Below are 17,678 nucleotides of genomic sequence, written 5' to 3' on the forward strand. Positions count from 1 at the left end.
AACGCTAACTGTAAAACCGAACCGCACAGTCAATAAAGCGTGCAAGCTCTGACGGCGCTAAGGCATTGACCCCAGCCGCGCCTTCACGGCCGCCGCCGGTCGGAAACTGGCTACAGATATCGGCGGCGCCGCGTGGGTTATTCTTCGGTGCCCGTAAGCTAATGGTTAAACTGCCATCGGCATTACTGCTGGCGATGACCACGGCTTTATCCGGGTTTTCTGCCGCCAGGATATTACCGTAACTGCCACTGATACGTGCCGCCCAGGGCGCATTGTCCAGTTGCACCGCCAGCACCGCAGCATCGTCGCGCAGCGGCTGGCAAGCCCGGGCCTTAGCTAAATCAGCGTCATAGCCAGCTTTTAGTACAGCAAAAGGCGACTGTGCATCGGCAATCACCGCAAAAGGCGTGTCGTATGTCATTAACTGCTGATACAAGGCCGCAGGCGCAAAGTGTAAATCGGCTTCGCAGGCGCCATAGCCGTTGTAGTTAACCAACATACCCAGCTGCTTTAACTGCGCTTGTTGCTCACCCGTCAAGCCCAGCTGCTGCGCCAGCGCTATAGCCGGTTTATCCAAACCATCACCAAACGCCGCAGTCACTGCCCACAGCGGCTGGGCATTGTCTAAATACTGGTTAATCAGTAACGCAGTACACACTGTCGGCGCTGTATCAATCAGCGCAGTCAGTTTAGGATGCGAAAATACGCTTTTCGCCTGATGGTGATCACAATAAAACACCGAATCTGAAAGCGCTAACAGCGGCTGTAGTGCCGTGTTATTTTTATCAAATGAAATATCCAGCACCGTTATCGCCGCACCCCGGGCCTGCTCAGCACTAATTTGCTTTACCAGGCTGATGTCGCGCTTTACTCCGGTTATCAGGACTTGTTGCTCTGCTTCGACAGGCTTAACTTTACGCAGCTGAATAAGCGAAAAAATGCCGTCGGCATCGCCGTTAAAAACATCAATATGCATTGTTTTTACTCCATATCCAGCGCACAAATGATCTGCCGTTGCTCCAGATAAGTAAGCACCTGTGCTGCGGCGCCGGCAATAGTCAGCTCGGTCGTTTTAAGGTGCAGCTCGGGCTTTTGGGGCGCTTCATAAGGTGAGCTGATGCCGGTAAAGTGCTTAATTTCCCCGGCCCGGGCTTTTTGGTACAAACCTTTGGGATCACGTTTTTCGCACTCTGCCAGCGGGGTATCAATAAAGACTTCAATAAAATGTGGGCCAATCAATGCACGGGCCTGTGCCCGGTCGGCAATAAAAGGCGAAATAAACGCCGTGCCGACAATCAAACCGGCATCCAGCATCAGACGGCTGACTTCGCTAATACGGCGGATATTCTCTACCCGGGCCGCATCATCAAAGCCCAGATCCCGGTTTAAGCCATGGCGCACATTGTCGCCGTCCAGCAAATAGGTATGGCAGCCGCGTTCAAACAACAGCCGGTCTACCGCGTTGGCAATGGTTGACTTACCCGAGCCCGATAAGCCGGTGTACCACAGCACGCAGGGGTTATGGCCATGCATGGCTCGGCGCTCTGCCGCTGTTACGGCAGCATTATGCCAGACGATATTGTTACTGTTTATTGCACTGTCAATTACATTAGCCACTAGGTAAAGCCCTGAAGTTAAAACGGAAATACTAACGGTATCAGCAAGATACTCAGCACGATATAGCTAAGCGCCACCGGCGTTCCCACCAGCAAAAAGTGCTTTAAGCGATAATTGCCAGCGTTAAATACCATTAAGTTAGTCTGATAGCCATAAGGTGTAATAAAGCTGGCCGAGGCGGCAAAGGCAACAGCCATCACCATCGGCATCACATCCACCCCCAAACCCTGCGCCATACTGTAAGCAATAGGAAACATTAAGGCGGCAGCGGCATTATTGGTAATCAGCTCAGTCAGCAAATAGGTGAGCAAAAATATGCCGATAAAGGTCAGCATCGGCGCCTGGCCGGCCAGCGCATCGGCGGCAAAGTTGCTTATTACCTGCGCCAGCCCGCTATTGCTCATCGCGGTGGCAATGCTTAACGCACTGCCGACTATCAGCCAAATTTCAATCGGGAAGCGGCGTTTAATCTCATTTACCGTTAAACAACCGCTAAACAGCAGTGCCGCCAGAAAAAATATCGCGCTTTGCAACAATGTCACACCGGTTATCACACTGGCGCCAATCATCAGACCAAAGCCCCACCAGGTCAGCTTTTCCCGCCAACCGCTGAGCATATTGTCTGGTGTTATGCCGGAGAGGACATAAAAGTTTTTACTGATATTATGCCGGCTGGCAAAATCGGCGCCGGTGGCCAGCAGTAAAAAGTCGCCCGCCTTTAACTGCAGCTCACCCAGTTTACCACTTACCCGCTCACCGTCACGCCTTACCGCCACCACGGCGGCATCAAAGCGGGCCCGAAAACCACTACTTTTTAAGCTTTTACCGCTTAACACCGACTCTTCTTTAATAATCACTTCGGTCAATGTCTGGGTGGCCAGGCCATTATCATCGGCAAACAAACTAATACCGGCAAACTGCTTTAGCACATTCACCTTATGCACATTGCCGGTAAAAATAAGTTTATCGCCACGGCGCAGCACATCGTATCGCGCTACCGGCCGGATCAGTTCATTGCCGCGCACGATCTCCGCCAGAAACAGCTCGTCTAAATGCCTAAGCCCTGCCTGCTCTACCGTTTGGCCAATCAGCGGCGAATCGTCAGACAGCTTGGCTTCAAGAAAATACTCGGTTACCTGTGCTTTGCTACTGTGCTCACTGGGTAAAAAACGCGTCATCAGCACCAGCACCACACTGCCACCGCTTAGCACCCCCAGCCCTATCAGCGTAAAGTCAAAAAAGCCAAAGCCGCTATGGCCGGTTTCGGTAAGCATAGAGTGCACAATCAGGTTAGTCGAGGTGCCAATCAAGGTAAGAGTGCCGCCCATAATGGCGGCATACGACAGCGGAATAAGCAGTTTAGACGGCGCCACCTTGGCATTGCTTAATACCGCGTTTAACATGGCCGCCACCACCGCAGTGTTATTCAGCACTGACGACGCCAGTGCTGAAAAGCCAACAGTGCGCCACACCGAGCCGGTTACCGACGCGGTAAACAAATAGCGCGCTAAACGCCTGAGTAAGCTGGTTTTTTCCAGTGCATAGGATATCAGCACCAGCAGCACCAGGGTTACCAGGCCCTCATTGGCACTGTTACGCAATACATCGGCAGTGCTGACCAGGCCGCCCGCCAACAGGCATAGCAGCATAGCCCCAAATACGGCCGCCGAGTGCTGCGAAAAGCGCAGCAGCAACAGCAGCAGCACTGCCAGTAATACCAGCAGCGCCAAAGCGGACACTGTCATGCTCAGCCTTTGTCTGACAATTCAGGAAAATGCTTACGCAGCAGCATAATCAAGTCATGCTCAAAGGCCGACAAGCCGCTAATTTCCTGCTCTGGCTCGCTGCTCGCCACTAAGGCCGCATCAACCATGCCAGCACCTACGGTTAAGTTACTCAGGCGGTCAATTACAATAAAAGCGCCGGTCTGCTTGTTCTTTAAATACGCATCAAAGGCCAGGTTTTCCGTCAGGCTAATATCGACCAGACCAATTTCATTTAATGCCAGCACGTCGGCCTCTTTCTCAGCCAGCGTATTCACATCAATACGATGATGCAGTTTTTCTATCTCGCCGGTGGTCGTTTTGCAGGCAAACTTAATATAGTACTGGCGCTCTGGCTTCATCGGGCTGTCATGCATCCAAATCAGCTTGGCACGCAGCCGTGACGACACATGTGGCAGCGCATCTTTTTTCACCAGCATATTGCCGCGGCTGATATCTACTTCATCATTCAGCGTAATCGTCACGGCCTGGCCGGCAAAAGCGTCGGTTAACTCACCATCAAAGCTAATCAGCTGCTTAACGGTACTGACCACACCTGAGGGCAATACCCGCACCGCGTCCCCCACAGCAACACTGCCCGAGGCAACCGTGCCCTGAAAGCCACGAAAATCGGAATTGGGCCGGCTAACCAGCTGCACCGGGAAACGAAAATCATCGTTGGCCACCTGAGGCGTAATATCAATGCTTTCTAAATACTGCATTAACGTCGAACCACGGAACCAGCTTAGCTTTTCACTGGCGTTAACCACGTTATCGCCTTCCAGTGCCGATATCGGCACAAAGCGGATATCCGGAATATCCAGCGCCCCGGCCAGTTTTAAGTAATCTTCCTGTATTTCTTTGTAGCGCGTTTGCGAGTAGTCAACCAAATCCATTTTATTAATGGCGACTATCACATGCTTAATACCCAGCAAAGAGCAAATAAAGCTGTGGCGCCGGGTTTGCGTTTGCACACCTTTGCGCGCATCCACCAATATAATGGCTAAATCACAGGTTGAGGCACCGGTGGCCATATTGCGGGTGTACTGCTCATGGCCCGGTGTGTCGGCAATAATAAATTTACGCTTATCGGTTGAAAAATAACGGTAGGCGACATCAATAGTAATGCCCTGCTCGCGCTCAGATTGTAAGCCATCGACCAGCAGTGCCAAATCGACCTTATTGCCCTGAGTGCCCACTTTTTTGCTGTCTTCGGTAATGGCGGCCAGCTGGTCTTCAAAAATCATTTTACTGTCGTGCAGTAAACGGCCTATTAAGGTGCTTTTACCGTCATCGACACTGCCGCAGGTAATAAAGCGCAGCAGCTGCTTGTTTTCGTGCTGCTTTAAATAGGCCAGAATATCTTGTTCAATTAACTCTGATGCGTGACTCATTAGAAATACCCCTCCATTTTCTTCTTCTCCATCGAGCCACTGCTGTCGTGGTCAATCACCCTACCCTGACGCTCTGAGGTTTTGGTCAGCAACATTTCCTGAATAATCTCTGGCAAAGTGGCCGCTGTAGATTCCACCGCGCCGGTCAGTGGATAACAGCCAAGGGTGCGAAAACGCACATGCTTAAGCTCGGGTTTTTCGCCGTCTTTTAACGGCATCCGCTCATCATCAACCATAATCAGGGTGCCATCGCGCTCTACCACCGGCCGCGGCTTGGCAAAATACAAATCCGGAATTTCAATATTCTCTAAATAGATATATTGCCAGATATCCAGCTCAGTCCAGTTCGACAGCGGAAACACGCGGATACTTTCACCCTTATCGACGCGCCCATTATAGATATTCCACAGCTCCGGCCGCTGGTTTTTCGGGTCCCAGCGGTGGTGCCGGTCACGAAAAGAGTACACCCGCTCTTTAGCACGGGATTTTTCCTCGTCACGGCGGGCGCCACCAAAGGCGGCGTCAAATTTATATTTATCCAGCGCCTGTTTTAAGCTCTGGGTTTTCATAATATCGGTGTGCTTGGCACTACCATGGCTAAAAGGGCCGACGTTCATCGCCAGGCCTTCCGGGTTAATATGCACCAGCAAGTCTAAATCATGCTTTTTCGCCATGGCGTCGCGAAAGGCAATCATCTCTTTAAATTTCCAGGTAGTGTCTACATGCAGCAGCGGAAACGGAATTTTGCCCGGGTAAAACGCCTTACGCGCCAGGTGCAGTAACACGGAAGAGTCCTTACCAACCGAGTACAGCATTACCGGGTTTTCAAACTCGGCCGCCACTTCGCGGAAGATCTGGATCGATTCGTTCTCAAGGGCTTTAAGATGGGTAAAAGCCGGTTGTGTTTTCATTGACATCCCTTTTAAAACTATCTGACGGACAGCGCCAGCGCGCTCTTATCACAAGTCGCACTTGCAGTGTTGCAAAGCGCCCTAGTTTAACAACAACCTCCGCAGCAGTCGACTGCTACAGCGTTGTCAAAGCGCTAAAGTATTGGCGTTGTCGCCCCCCGGCTTCGTCAGCCAACAGCTGATAACAAGTCACACAATAAAACGGCCGTTATAGTATTCAATTCAATATTTTTATATCAAAAAGCCGCACAGCATATATTTTTCTTTGCAAGTAATACATTTTCTGCTAAAAAATGAACAACTAAAATTGTGCCTATTGTCGAAACCGCAATTTTTTTCAAATCAGACTAAGGATGGCTCTCAATGACGTTAAAACACAGCGCGTTATTATTTACTCTGCTCAGCGCCATGCAATTGGCCCATGCAACCCCCAGCTCAGATTCCGACCTGGATCGACACTTGCAACATCGACACTTGCAACTCAGTATCGAACGCCAAAGGATGTTGCAGGCGGCCATGCCAGCCAAACCGGCAGCTGATGACCAGTACACCCCGGCTCACACCAAAACGGTTAAACCGCAAACGGCAGCAGAGCTTCGCACCAACGCAGACTTATTTAACGCATCCGTCAGGCCCGTTATAACAAACGCATCCGCCACTAAAAGCCGCCCTTTGCTGATGCTGTCAGCCTCAGCCCAGCCGACGTCAAATGCCGTAAACAGCTTCAGCGGCAGCTATTTTTTGTATCACACAGGCCAGGAGCTGTCTTACCTGACTAGGGGCCGGTTGCAACTTAATAACACGGACGGGCAAATTTGGTTATCGCATGGCAATGCCACCTTTGATTTACATGTCGATGACGAAGGCTTTCTGATCATGACACTGCAAGAGCCCTGGTTGCAGTATGAAAGCTACACACACATCGACAACAGCGCTGTGCGTTTACAGCGTTATATGAATAGCATCGAGTTTAAGCCAGAATATCAGGCCGATGGCAGTATTGTTTTTAGTGGCGATGTTAATTACACCCACGTTTACCCCGATGGTGAATATGCCGATGAAACCTTCTGGAGCAATGAATCCTATTTGGGTGTCAATGCCAATAATCAGCTTAACCTGTCTGCCATCTTACCGGTTAATCAGGCGTTTAATTTACCCCTAGTCCAAGACACAACCAATAACGTTAACTATGCCAACGGCATTGTCATAGCCGCTAACAGTTATAGCCAAAGCGTAAAAGTCGTACTGACAGAAAAAACCAGCCAGAGCGCTAGTGGCAACTGGTCTTATCAGGTAATCAATAGCGCAGGCGACGTTGAAACTGTCAGCGAAACAGTCAACCTGCTGTTTAATGCCGACGGCTCAGCCAGCTTTAGTGGTCCAAGCGGCCTGAACGCACAGGCAAGCGCTTTTAACCGGCCCGGCACGCCACAGCCTCTGCTTAACGTGGTTTACCAAAGGGCGGGCAGCAGTGCCACACAGGCCAGCACCGCTTATGAAAGTTTGCTTAGCATAAAAAACCCGGCCTATAACCGCAGTGTACCCGGCATTTACCTGTTTAAACAAAATGGTTTGGAACAGGAGTATTTCTGGCTGGAACTCTATGAAGACGGCACAGGCATCAGCGCCCAAACCCTGGGCGAGCCGGTAAACGGTGTCTACGCCAACATGCAGGTCATCCCCTATTTATGGGCCGATACCGGCGCAGAACAAGGCACTATTATTGATATGCGCCGCTACCGCTATCGTGTCGCGTCTGGTAAAAACGGCTGGTGTATTCCAGAGCAGTTCTCACCATCACCGCAGGCAGACTGCGTATTGTACAGCTCGCGTACTATCGATTTTTATAACAGCGACAGCATAAATGGTCAGCCAATAGTACATACTGAACACAGGTACCGTTTTTACGACACCGCCTTTTACCTGGAAGATTTTGAAAAAGATGCACTCAGTTATCTCAATGTAGACAACCGCTACTTTTATGAGTTGCAACAACGACCTGTGCCACTGCCCGACATACCAGCCAATGACAACTTTAATAATGCTATTGCGCTTAACGGTGTGCAAGGACAGTTAACCGGTAGCACAATACGAGCAACCGTAGAACCGGGTGAGCAATGTTACGATTGGTTTTGCGATGGCTCCAGTGTTTGGTATCGCTATACTGCCAGCGCCGACGGCATGCTGGAATTAAACCTAAGCGCCAGAGAGTACAGTTATATGGCGGCCTTTACCGGCGATAGCCTGGCCAACCTGGTTCAGCAAGGCAGCCGGTATGACACTGGCAATGGTATGGAATTGCAGGTTGAGGTGAGTGCCGGCACCACGCTGTACATTGCCGTCAGCGATCCAAACCACACCACTGGTAGCTTTGAATTGCAATGGCAATACAACGGCTTTACGCCTATTGCAGAGATACAGTTTGCTGACAATAAACTACGTCAGTGTGTACAGAATAGCGGCTATCAGTATGCGGAACAGCTAACCGCTATTGACTGTATTGGCGTGAATAACTTAGGCGGAATAGAACACTTTGTTAACCTGCGCTATGTCACCTTTACCGGCGACTATTGGAACAATGATAGCGACAGCCAGTTAACGGATCTAACACCGCTTACGACGCTTAACAAAGTTGAAGAACTCAGCCTTTACTACCAGAACCTGACAGACGCCATGCTAGCCGCATTAGCGGACTTTAAATTCTCTGAAACGTACGACTATCCCTGGCTTAACTTAACCGGCAGCCAGCTGACAGAAGCCTCAATCCCACTGCTGGTTGAGCTGTTAGCTAACAAAAATGGCGCTTACCTGTCGATAGAAAGCAACCAGTTTACCCAGCTGGGTGGGCTGGAGCAACTAAGCGGCCTGCGCCAGTTGTATATCGGACGTAACCCCTTTGCCAATCTGGGGCAAGTTATGACGCTTGTAAGCCAAATGAGCAACCTTAGCTCTTTAGGCTTAAGCGGCTTAAACTTAACATCGCTTAGCGGTTTAAGCTTACCTGCGGCATTGTATTCATTGGATTTATCGAGCAACCCGATAGAAAATTTAACCTCAGTACTACCTTTTGTTAGTAGCGATAATTTATGGTTTTTAAACCTTAGCAGTACAGAAATCTCAGATGCATCAGCCCTGGCTGGCCTGAATCTGGCGTACCTGTATCTTGACAACTCCAGACTGACAAACATTGATTTTGTCGCAAGCTTAGCCAACCTGAACTATTTGGGTATAGGCGGAACCTATGTCAGTAGCGTGCTACCACTGCTCGATGCGCCATCACTTGAAAGCGTATCGCTATGGGATAACGTGCTAATCCCCTGCAGCGAGCTGGAACAATTAGCCCAGGCAAAACCCAATTTAACGATATACCGCTTTGACAATATCTGCCGGCTGGATAATGGTTTCTCGCTGGCGTTAACCGAGCACGAAGGCGCTACCGTAACAGGAGTCAGCTTTAATCAGTGGGACGGCATTGATTACAGTCAGTACGGCAGCCTGAGCTGGCAAAATGGCGTACTGACCTTTATCCCTAAAGCCGGTGTATCAGGCCATATTAGCCTGAACATACTGATTGAAACTCCGGGTGTAAATTATGGTTACAACTTACGCTTATATATCGACCCGACGCTAACCAGGAAAAAGCGCCGCGGCATCCCCAAATGGCTATTTGTGGTACCGACAACATCTTAAGCTGAACAAGGCCGCGTTTATCGCGGCCTTATCTTTTACTGCTTTCTTTTTTAACAAAAAATATAACGCTAAAAACAATATTATTTTGCTTGGTATTTCGCCGTTTCTTCATTAGCATAGTGCGCTTATTAAGCCCTAATGCTTAATAGTTGTCTGAAAACGCGTCAGGGAGAAAAGTAGATGCGCTTTAAAACTATAACAACATGCTTCACCGTGTTACTCGCCTTAAGCGGTAACCTTTTTAGCCTATCGCACGCCAGTGCAGTAGCCACACCAGTATCTACCTCAAGCGCACAGCAACTTTCATTTACCCAAGTTGAAGTTGCCGGCAGCAAAGCCATGCTGCCACTGGATGTCATGCCTGGCTGGTTGTCACGCAATGCTTATAACTTTCAATTTTCTGCCGATGGCAGCGGTATGGCCAGTAACAGCCAGTGGCAGGAATACCACCGCAGCTATCCGATAAGCTGGCAGCTTAGCGACGGTAAACTGGTGGTAACCTTATCAGAACTCAGCAGCGCTTTTGTCAGCCACCACTACCCGTTTTTTCAAATTGCTGCCCGTTACGGTCAGCCAGTCGCCGATGAAATGATCCGCCTTGCTGATGAAGGTCATATTAACTACAGCCTGCAAATCAATGAACAATCCGGCATAGTACGTCATCAGCTGAGTAAACTCGCCAGTGACGGCACTAAGCTGCGCGTCCTTAATCAGGTTACCAGCCGCTACCAGCTGCAAATCCCACCAGAGTGGAACTGGCAAGGGCCTGAAGCTGTAGCCGACATAGAAAGCCAGTTCGAGTCAGACTACCTGGCCGATAACAGCAGCCGCTTTGACAACATCAGCAGCAGTGCACTGCACGGTGACTGGTTATTGTTTACCTATCGCCAGCATCAGTATGGCCCCCAGTTAAATAACGGTCAGTTGCTTGCCGGCACCTATGCCGATTTACTCAGCCTGGAGCCAGACGGTAGTGTCAGCACACGCTACTCAAGCGACCTGTTCAGCTGGAGCCTGCAAGATGGCAAGCTACAACTACACGCCGGTGACGACCTGTATATCATCACGCCGAAACTGCAGGACGATGATGTCTATCTGGCGCAGGTAGAATATTGGCAAAATGGCGTGCTAAGCCAGCTGTATGCCAGTCAGCTGGTTAAAAAACACAGTAATATCAGCGCCTTTACCGATAATCTGGTAACAGCACTGCCAACAATGTATGTTGCCGGTATTAACAACTATTCACCATCGGCCTGGACCACAGATGCGCCCTGGCAGGATAACGAAATTAACCCGCAGTGGTTTTTCGGCTATCAGTTCAAAGCCGATGGTCAGGTACGCCGTGGCATTTATGCCACCATCAATGCCAGCAACGAGCCAGAGTATAACATGGGTGTTCTGTGGGGTTATTACCTGAACAATGATCAGTTGACCCAGCATTATCAAAACGACTACAGCAGCCAACAGCGTTACTGGGATATCTTGCAAATAGATGCCGAGGGCCGGGTCTATGTGCTGGAGCAATCAACTTATGGCTATGACCGCAACTCGGATGGTGTTATCGATGCCAGTGAAGATGGTGGTTATATAGCACCAAGGGTTAATGTGCTGCACAGCTATGATATGAGCCGCAACAGCGCGATGTGGCAGCGCCTGCCAGATAGCGACAATGATGGCCTGAACGACTTTATTGAAGAACAGTACAACACCGATGCCAGCAACCCGGACAGCGACGGCGACGGCTATTCTGACGGCTATGAAATAGCTCAGGGCACAGCACCGGACGATGCCAGCTCAAAACCGGCGGCCAAAGCTACCGACTTTAACCGGGCTGAAGTGGCAAACAGCAAAATAACACTGCCCGAGCCTACCATGCCGGGCTGGCTGACGCGTGATGCCTATAATCTGATATTACATGAAGACGGCAACCTGATAATTGGCAACAACCAGTGGCAGGAGCGCCACCGGACCAGTTTTGGCAACTGGTCTGCACTGGATGGCAAGGTAACGCTGCAGTATGACAACTATGTGTCAGAGCGTACCTTTAGCGAGCCCTACCCCTATACACAAGTTGCCCAGCTTTATGGCCAGGCGCTGGCAGATAAGTTAATAGACTTTCACAATAGGGGCATTATCGATACACACATCGAGCTGCAGGAAGTCACTGCTGAAGTTGAAAAGCAGCTACATAAAACCGATGCCAGCGGCCAGCAGGTACAAGTGATAACCAAGCTGGAGCACAGGTTAAACCTGCCCTATGCCATTATTTACGAGCAACCGCAACCGGTACGCTACAGCGAAACCAGCACCGTGCATGACTATCTGGCTAACCCGGCCAGTGTGCTCAGCCATACCAACGCCAGTGCTATGGTGGGCCAGTGGGCACTGCTGACCTACCGTGAACATCTGTATGGCAGCACCCGTAACAACTTGTTAGAAAACGGCAGTTTTGCCGATCTGCTGACACTGCACAACAACGGCAGTGTCACCTCAGCGCATTCGGCGTTTAACTTTAGCTGGGCTTTTGTTAACGGCGTACTGCGTTTAAGCGATGGCGAACACCTGTTTATTGTGACGCCGGTGCAGCAGCAAGGCAGTGTTTACCTGGCCCGGGTCGAATACTATATCGGCGGTCAGCTTAATCAGGTGTACGCCAGTCAGCTGGTAAAACGCGAGCCAAACCATCAGCTGTTTACCGATAACCTGGTCACCCGGCTACCGCAGTTCTGGGTGTCAGCGGTGAATAACTATATGCCATCATCCTGGCAAAATGCGCTGCCCTGGCAGCAAAATATGCTGCAACCGGAAATGCTGTTTGGTTATCAGTTCCTGCCCGGCAACCAGCTTCGCCGCGGCATTGCAACCGACGCCTTCCAAAGTGACACGCCATCCCTGCTGATGGGACAAATCTGGGATTACAACGTCGACGGCAATAAGGTCAGCCTGAATTATCAATCGGCGTATCTCACACGCCAGCGTAACTTTGAAGTACTGCAGGTCGACCCGCAGGGCCGGGTTTATGTACTGGAATACGGCTTGTTTGGCCAGGACTTAGATGGCAGTGGCGTAGTCGAAGCGGCTGAAATAGGCAGCTTTGTGGCCCACCGCATTAATGTGCTGCATTTGTATGACTTGTCTAAACACGAGCAAATGTGGGCAGCGCTGCCCGATGCCGACAACGACGGCATTAATGACTATGTTGAATTTGACCTCGGCACTAACCCTAACAACGCAGACAGCGACAGTGATGGTTTGCTCGACGGCGAAGAAATAGCACAGGGGCTAAACCCGCTAAACAATGACACAGACGGCGATGGTATTAGCGACGGTGTTGATGCCATACCCGATGGCGTTTGGTTGCAGGTTATGACTAACGAAGGTGGCACTGTCGATAAAAGCTACTTTGAGGTTGCCCGCAACTCCAGCGCCAGTATCACTATTACCCCGGCGCCGGGGTATCGGATCCGCAGTGTCAGCGGCTGTAACGGTAGCCTGCAGCAACAGCACTATACCACTGCGCCGCTCAGCGAGGCCTGTACCATTAACGTCGAATTTAGCAAGCGCGCCAAGCGGCGTAGCAAATTGTGGCTATTGCTGGCGGTACCGCCAAGCCAGGGGGCAACACCAAACTGAGTTATCCAGCGCCGGCCTTGCCGGCGCTGTTATTTTAACGACAGCCTGCTATTGAACTACTGATTAACCTCCGCCTCAGGGTCCAGCGGCTCGCCAATATTAATCAGCTTATCGGCGCCTTTAGCAGAGCCAAAAAAGTATTCATCGGCGTCAATATCCTCGCCAATATTAATATACTCTGAGCTCTGCCGCCCCAGGTTAGGGTCGCCTTCAGGGTCAATATAGTCGCCAATGTTAATTACTTCTGAGGGCGCAGTGTATAAGTTAGGATCGGCCTCGGGGTCAATGTACTCACCAATATTAATCAGCTCGGCCGCGCCCTGGCCGACATAGGTTTCCGGGTCCAGCGGCTCGCCAATATTAATCAGCTCGCTTGCAGGTGCGGCATCACTGCCAACACTTTGCGCCTTGCCTTGCATCAGCCAGGGCAGCGCCTGAGCGCTCGTTTTTAGCGGTGCCGCCGTGTCAGGCGCGGCCTCTTGCTCCGTGGCGTTATCGCCACTTTGCCACCACAGCAGCACTATCACTACGGGCACCAACAACAGCAGTATTTTTTTCATGGTCTGTCCTGTATCTACGCATTCATTCGGCCACAAGATAGCGCCAGTGGCATTCGCTTACAAGCGCCAGCAGTGGTTTATCTGAGCGGCAATATAATAAATAAATTGCTGTACCTGCCAGCGCTTCTTCATTTACTATTTACCACTTTATTAAAAATAAAATACGTATCAGATTGTTTAATCAACAAGTTGTTATGTTGTCGCAGTAAACAGGTGTAGTAAATGAAACTGAAAACCGTATCGTTTCTGGCATTTTGGCTATGGGCCACAGTAACAGCAACAGGCGTTTTTGCCGCTGAGCAGGCCATTAGCCTGTGGCAACTAAACCCGGCACAGCCGGCAATGCAACAACTGCATACGCCGGTACACAGTACTCAACATATCGCACTGAGCTTAGATGCTAAACAGCTTAGCACGGTAAATGCCAAAACGACCGTGGCAATTGCCGTGCCGCTATTTCACCAGCCATTACAGCTTAACGTAAACCGGGTAACAGTGCGCGATAAGCAACGTACGCTGCATGCAAGCAATGGCAGCCAGCGCCTGATACTGACCACTGACGGCAGCCATACCTTTGCGACGGTGATTACCGAACGGGGTAGCTGGAGTATCAACGGTAAAGACAATAGCGCTGTGATGTACCAAAGCCATGATCCGGCGCACCAGCATAGCAGCAGCGAAAAAGACTACATTATTGCGCCACCACAACAGCCGGTACTGAAAAAAAGCCCGCCACAGCAACAAAGCGCTGATGTTAACAGCGACGCCGTCGCCATTGTTGATGCCTATATTTTGTACACTGACGCCAGCAGCCAGCTGTATGGCAGCAATAGCGGTGCCCTGACCCGCATTAATCATATTGTTGCCGTAACCAATGATATTTACCGCGCCAGCAACGTGAAAATTGAATTAAATGCGCTGCGTATCGACAAAGTTGATTACCCGCAAAGCTTTAACACGACCGAAGCGCTGTACCATGTTACCGGCAATAATGATCAGAGTTATTTTACCGAGCAGCGGCAAATACGCGACGCCATCGGCGCCGATGTGATGATACTGCTGCGGCCCTATGTTAACGACGGCATCTGTGGCCAGGCCTGGGCTAACGGCAGTTTTTACAGCACCTACTATATGGTGTCACACACCAGTATCAATTGCGGCGACGAGGTCAATGCTCACGAACTGGGCCACAATATGGGCCTGCTGCACTCGCGCAAACAGGGCGATACCGGTAAAACCTACCCCTTTGCGCTGGGCCACGGTGTTGATAACAGCTTTACCACTGTGATGGCCTACCCGTCGGCCTTTGGCGGCGCAAGCCGGGTATTTAAGTTTTCCTCGCCCGACTTAGACTGCAACGGCCAGCCCTGTGGCGTTGACCGTAACGACAGCGTCAACGGCGCCGATGCCGTTTACGCCTTAAACCAGAAACGGTTTGAAATAGCTGCAGTGGCCGAGCGCGGCCTGGTGTATGGCAGCCTGAATGTTGCCGTATCGGGCGCGGCCAGCGCGGCTATCGTCAGCAGCAGCGGCCATGGCGGCACAGCGCCGTACGGCTTAAGCCAGCTTGAACTGGGCAGCACGGTAAGCTTAAGTGCACCGGCCAGTGCCGATGGCATAGCGTTTTTTGCCTGGCGGGGCTGCGACAGCAGCAACGGTTTAGATTGCAGCCTGACGCTGCGCGGCCATAGCGACGTGACCGCGATATACGCCGACATGCCCGCCAATCTGGCCGAAGCCGCAGACGCGCCGGAGCTGGAGTTTATCAGCGGTGGCGGCGCAGAATGGCAAATAGATACCAGCCAGAGCGCGCAAGGCCCGGCATCTGTGCGCAGCGGCGCTATAGCCGACTACCAGCAAAGCCTGATGGAAACCAGCCTCAGCGGGGATGGCAGCTTCAGCTTTCGCTGGAAAGTGTCGTCCGAGGCTAGTTTCGATTATCTACGGTTCTATGTTAACAATGAAATACATAGCGAGATCTCCGGCGAAGTCGACTGGCAACAGATCACAATAACGTTACCGCTCGGCAACAACCAACTGCGCTGGGCTTATAGCAAAGACGGCAGTATTAGCAGCGGCGTAGATGCCGGCTGGGTCGATAATGTTAGCTGGCAACCCAATCCGCCACCGGCCCATGACAGTTTTGCCCAAGCCAGCCTGCTCAGCGGCATAGAAGGCCAAATCACTGACAATAATCAGCGCGCCAGCACCGAACAGGGCGAGCCGGTGATTGCCGGCGCCAGTGGTAAAACCTTATGGTGGCGCTGGACAGCCCCCTTCAGCGGTGCGGTCTATTTCAACACCCATAACAGCAGCTTTAATACGGTACTGGCCGTGTACACCGGCGATAGCTTCACTCGCCTGGACCAGGTAGCGTTTAACGATGACAGCTTTACCAGCCTGAGCAGTGAGCTAAGTTTTAATGCCGTAGCCGGCACTGAATACCGCATTCTGGTCGATGGTATGTTTGGCGCCGCCGGTGATATCCATCTGAACTGGTTACTCACGCCGCAGCTTGAACTTAGCTTAAGCCGCACCGGAGAGGGCGCAGGCACAGTGCAGCTAAATGCTTATACCCCCTGCACTGACAGCTGTAGTTACACACTAAGCCGCGGCCTGCCCATCAGCATTAGCGCCCTGCCTGACAGCAGCAGTGAATTTTCGCACTGGTCTGGCGCCTGCAGTGGCAGCGGCAGCTGTGAATTTATCCTTGAAGATAACAGCAGTGTCAGCGCGCATTTTGCCTTAAAACAATACGATATCAACATCAGCTCCGGTGATGGCGGCACTGTTATCAGCGCACCCGGCGTGGTAAGCCATGGCCAGGGTGCAGTCTTTACTTTACAACCGGCCAAAGGCTACCGGGTAAACCGTCAGGTTAGCGGCACCTGCCCGCCCGGACAGTGGTTAGACAGCGTCACCTACCAAACCGGTGCCGCCAGCGGCGCCTGCGCAGTCAGTTTTAGCTTTAGCAAAATAGTGCCACGAAAATTCCCACTCTGGTTACTGGCTATCCCTAAAGACGACAGCAACTAACAGCACAGCGCCGCTGTAATAACAGCGGCGCCTTAACTTTACTGATTTGCCTGGCCTGCAACAATCATCAGCATTAGCTTAGACTTACGTCTGTTTTTCGCCGGTTTAGGCGCAAATGACAGTTCCAGCGCTATACGGCTATCAACCGTAATTTGACAGTGCTCGTCTACCACAGTACAAGGTTCTGGCCAGCCATTAAATACATCGCCGCGAACCATAGCAGTGCTTAAGATAACGACTTCTCCACGCGGGTAAAATGCACTGCATTGACTACCGCACAACAGCTTTTCATCTGCCGACACAATGCTACTTTGGCCTTCACCGCCAAGCTTAAGCAATAACTGGAACTGCTCCGGCTGAACTATACGAACATAGCCATTAAACAACACCTCGCTGTTTGCGTGCATAAGGGTATTAAAGCCGGATAAAGCTGAGGCAAAGGTAATTATTTGCTGGCCCTGTCCGGATAACAGGACCTTATGCGCATCCGTGCTTAAGAAATTCATACGACTCTCAGCATAACTTGTCGTAAGCTGGGTAAAGTCACCTTTTACTTCCAATACCCCTGCCGTCAGTTGCCCATCATGACTCCTGCGGCTTTGCATTACAAAATCGCCCTGCACCAGCACATAATCAGCGTCATTGGTCATGACCAGCTGGCCGGTGCTTTCAGCATAGCCTTCGGTTTCCAACCGTTGCTGCAGGCGATAATCGCCTTCTACCAGCAAACGCCCGCCGCCAAGCCGCATGATCCCAGCAGAATGTAACAGCTCTCCTTTAATGGTTAAGCTATGGCCGGCCAGATTAATTTCACCTCCGGCTAAGTGGTAATTCCCCTGGATCACCTCGTCGCGCTCCAGTGTCCAGTTCAGCCCTAACATAAAAGGCTGCAACGCCTGGCCATGGCTTACCAGACGCAGTGCCACCATCGGCGTAACAAAGCGCACGCTACTGCCCGAGCCTTCAGCCAGCTCTAAGGTTGCAAAGCGTGACTGTGAACTTCCCGCGCCGCCACTGGCAAAACTCACCTGCTGGCCCTGGCCGGATAACAGGACCTTATGCGTATCCGTGCTT

10 protein-coding genes are annotated in these 17,678 nt (G+C 51.2%); 3 read left to right on the top strand and 7 right to left on the bottom strand.

Going from position 1 to position 17,678, the window contains the following annotated elements:
* Positions 1-4: 4 nt before the first annotated feature.
* Genes EYB30_RS17935 through cysD form a run of 5 tightly spaced genes read right to left on the bottom strand, consistent with a single transcriptional unit; the run spans position 5 to position 5,706 of the window.
* Positions 5-976 (bottom strand): DHH family phosphoesterase, encoded by a 972-nt coding sequence (locus EYB30_RS17935; RefSeq protein WP_166840822.1) that lies wholly within the window; start codon positions 974-976, stop codon positions 5-7.
* A gap of 5 nt (positions 977-981) precedes the next feature.
* Positions 982-1,617 (bottom strand): adenylyl-sulfate kinase, encoded by a 636-nt coding sequence (cysC, locus tag EYB30_RS17940; RefSeq protein WP_241698083.1) that lies wholly within the window; start codon positions 1,615-1,617, stop codon positions 982-984.
* A gap of 17 nt (positions 1,618-1,634) precedes the next feature.
* Positions 1,635-3,362 carry an SLC13 family permease gene (locus EYB30_RS17945; RefSeq protein ID WP_166840824.1) on the bottom strand — a complete coding sequence of 576 codons (1,728 nt, stop codon included), beginning with the start codon at positions 3,360-3,362 and terminating at the stop codon, positions 1,635-1,637.
* A 2-nt stretch (positions 3,363-3,364) separates the two neighbouring features.
* A complete protein-coding gene (gene cysN / locus EYB30_RS17950; RefSeq protein WP_166840826.1) occupies positions 3,365-4,774 on the bottom strand; it encodes a sulfate adenylyltransferase subunit CysN in 1,410 nt (469 codons plus the stop codon).
* Positions 4,774-5,706 (bottom strand): sulfate adenylyltransferase subunit CysD, encoded by a 933-nt coding sequence (cysD, locus tag EYB30_RS17955; RefSeq protein WP_323601816.1) that lies wholly within the window; start codon positions 5,704-5,706, stop codon positions 4,774-4,776. The genes cysN and cysD overlap by 1 nt, the downstream gene beginning before the upstream one ends.
* Positions 5,707-6,048: 342 nt before the next feature.
* Between cysD and EYB30_RS17960 the strand changes: the two genes are divergently transcribed.
* A complete protein-coding gene (locus EYB30_RS17960; RefSeq protein ID WP_166840830.1) occupies positions 6,049-9,375 on the top strand; it encodes a leucine-rich repeat domain-containing protein in 3,327 nt (1,108 codons plus the stop codon).
* Between the two features lie 180 nt (positions 9,376-9,555).
* Positions 9,556-13,008 carry a thrombospondin type 3 repeat-containing protein gene (locus tag EYB30_RS17965; RefSeq protein ID WP_166840832.1) on the top strand — a complete coding sequence of 1,151 codons (3,453 nt, stop codon included), beginning with the start codon at positions 9,556-9,558 and terminating at the stop codon, positions 13,006-13,008.
* A gap of 56 nt (positions 13,009-13,064) precedes the next feature.
* On the opposite strand, the gene EYB30_RS17970 is transcribed toward EYB30_RS17965, so the two are convergent.
* Complete coding sequence (locus EYB30_RS17970; RefSeq protein WP_166840834.1) at positions 13,065-13,568, bottom strand: hypothetical protein; 504 nt, start codon at positions 13,566-13,568, stop codon at positions 13,065-13,067.
* Between the two features lie 222 nt (positions 13,569-13,790).
* Between EYB30_RS17970 and EYB30_RS17975 the strand changes: the two genes are divergently transcribed.
* Positions 13,791-16,604, top strand: a complete 2,814-nt coding sequence (locus EYB30_RS17975) for a reprolysin-like metallopeptidase (RefSeq protein ID WP_166840836.1) — start codon at positions 13,791-13,793, stop codon at positions 16,602-16,604.
* Positions 16,605-16,642: 38 nt separating this feature from the next.
* Here the strand turns inward: EYB30_RS17975 and EYB30_RS17980 are convergent.
* On the bottom strand, positions 16,643-17,678 hold a 1,036-nt coding region (locus tag EYB30_RS17980), incomplete at its 5' end, for a hypothetical protein (protein ID WP_206674683.1).

The organism is Rheinheimera pleomorphica (genome assembly GCF_011634895.1).
Taxonomy (GTDB): Bacteria; Pseudomonadota; Gammaproteobacteria; order Enterobacterales; family Alteromonadaceae; genus Alishewanella; species Alishewanella pleomorphica.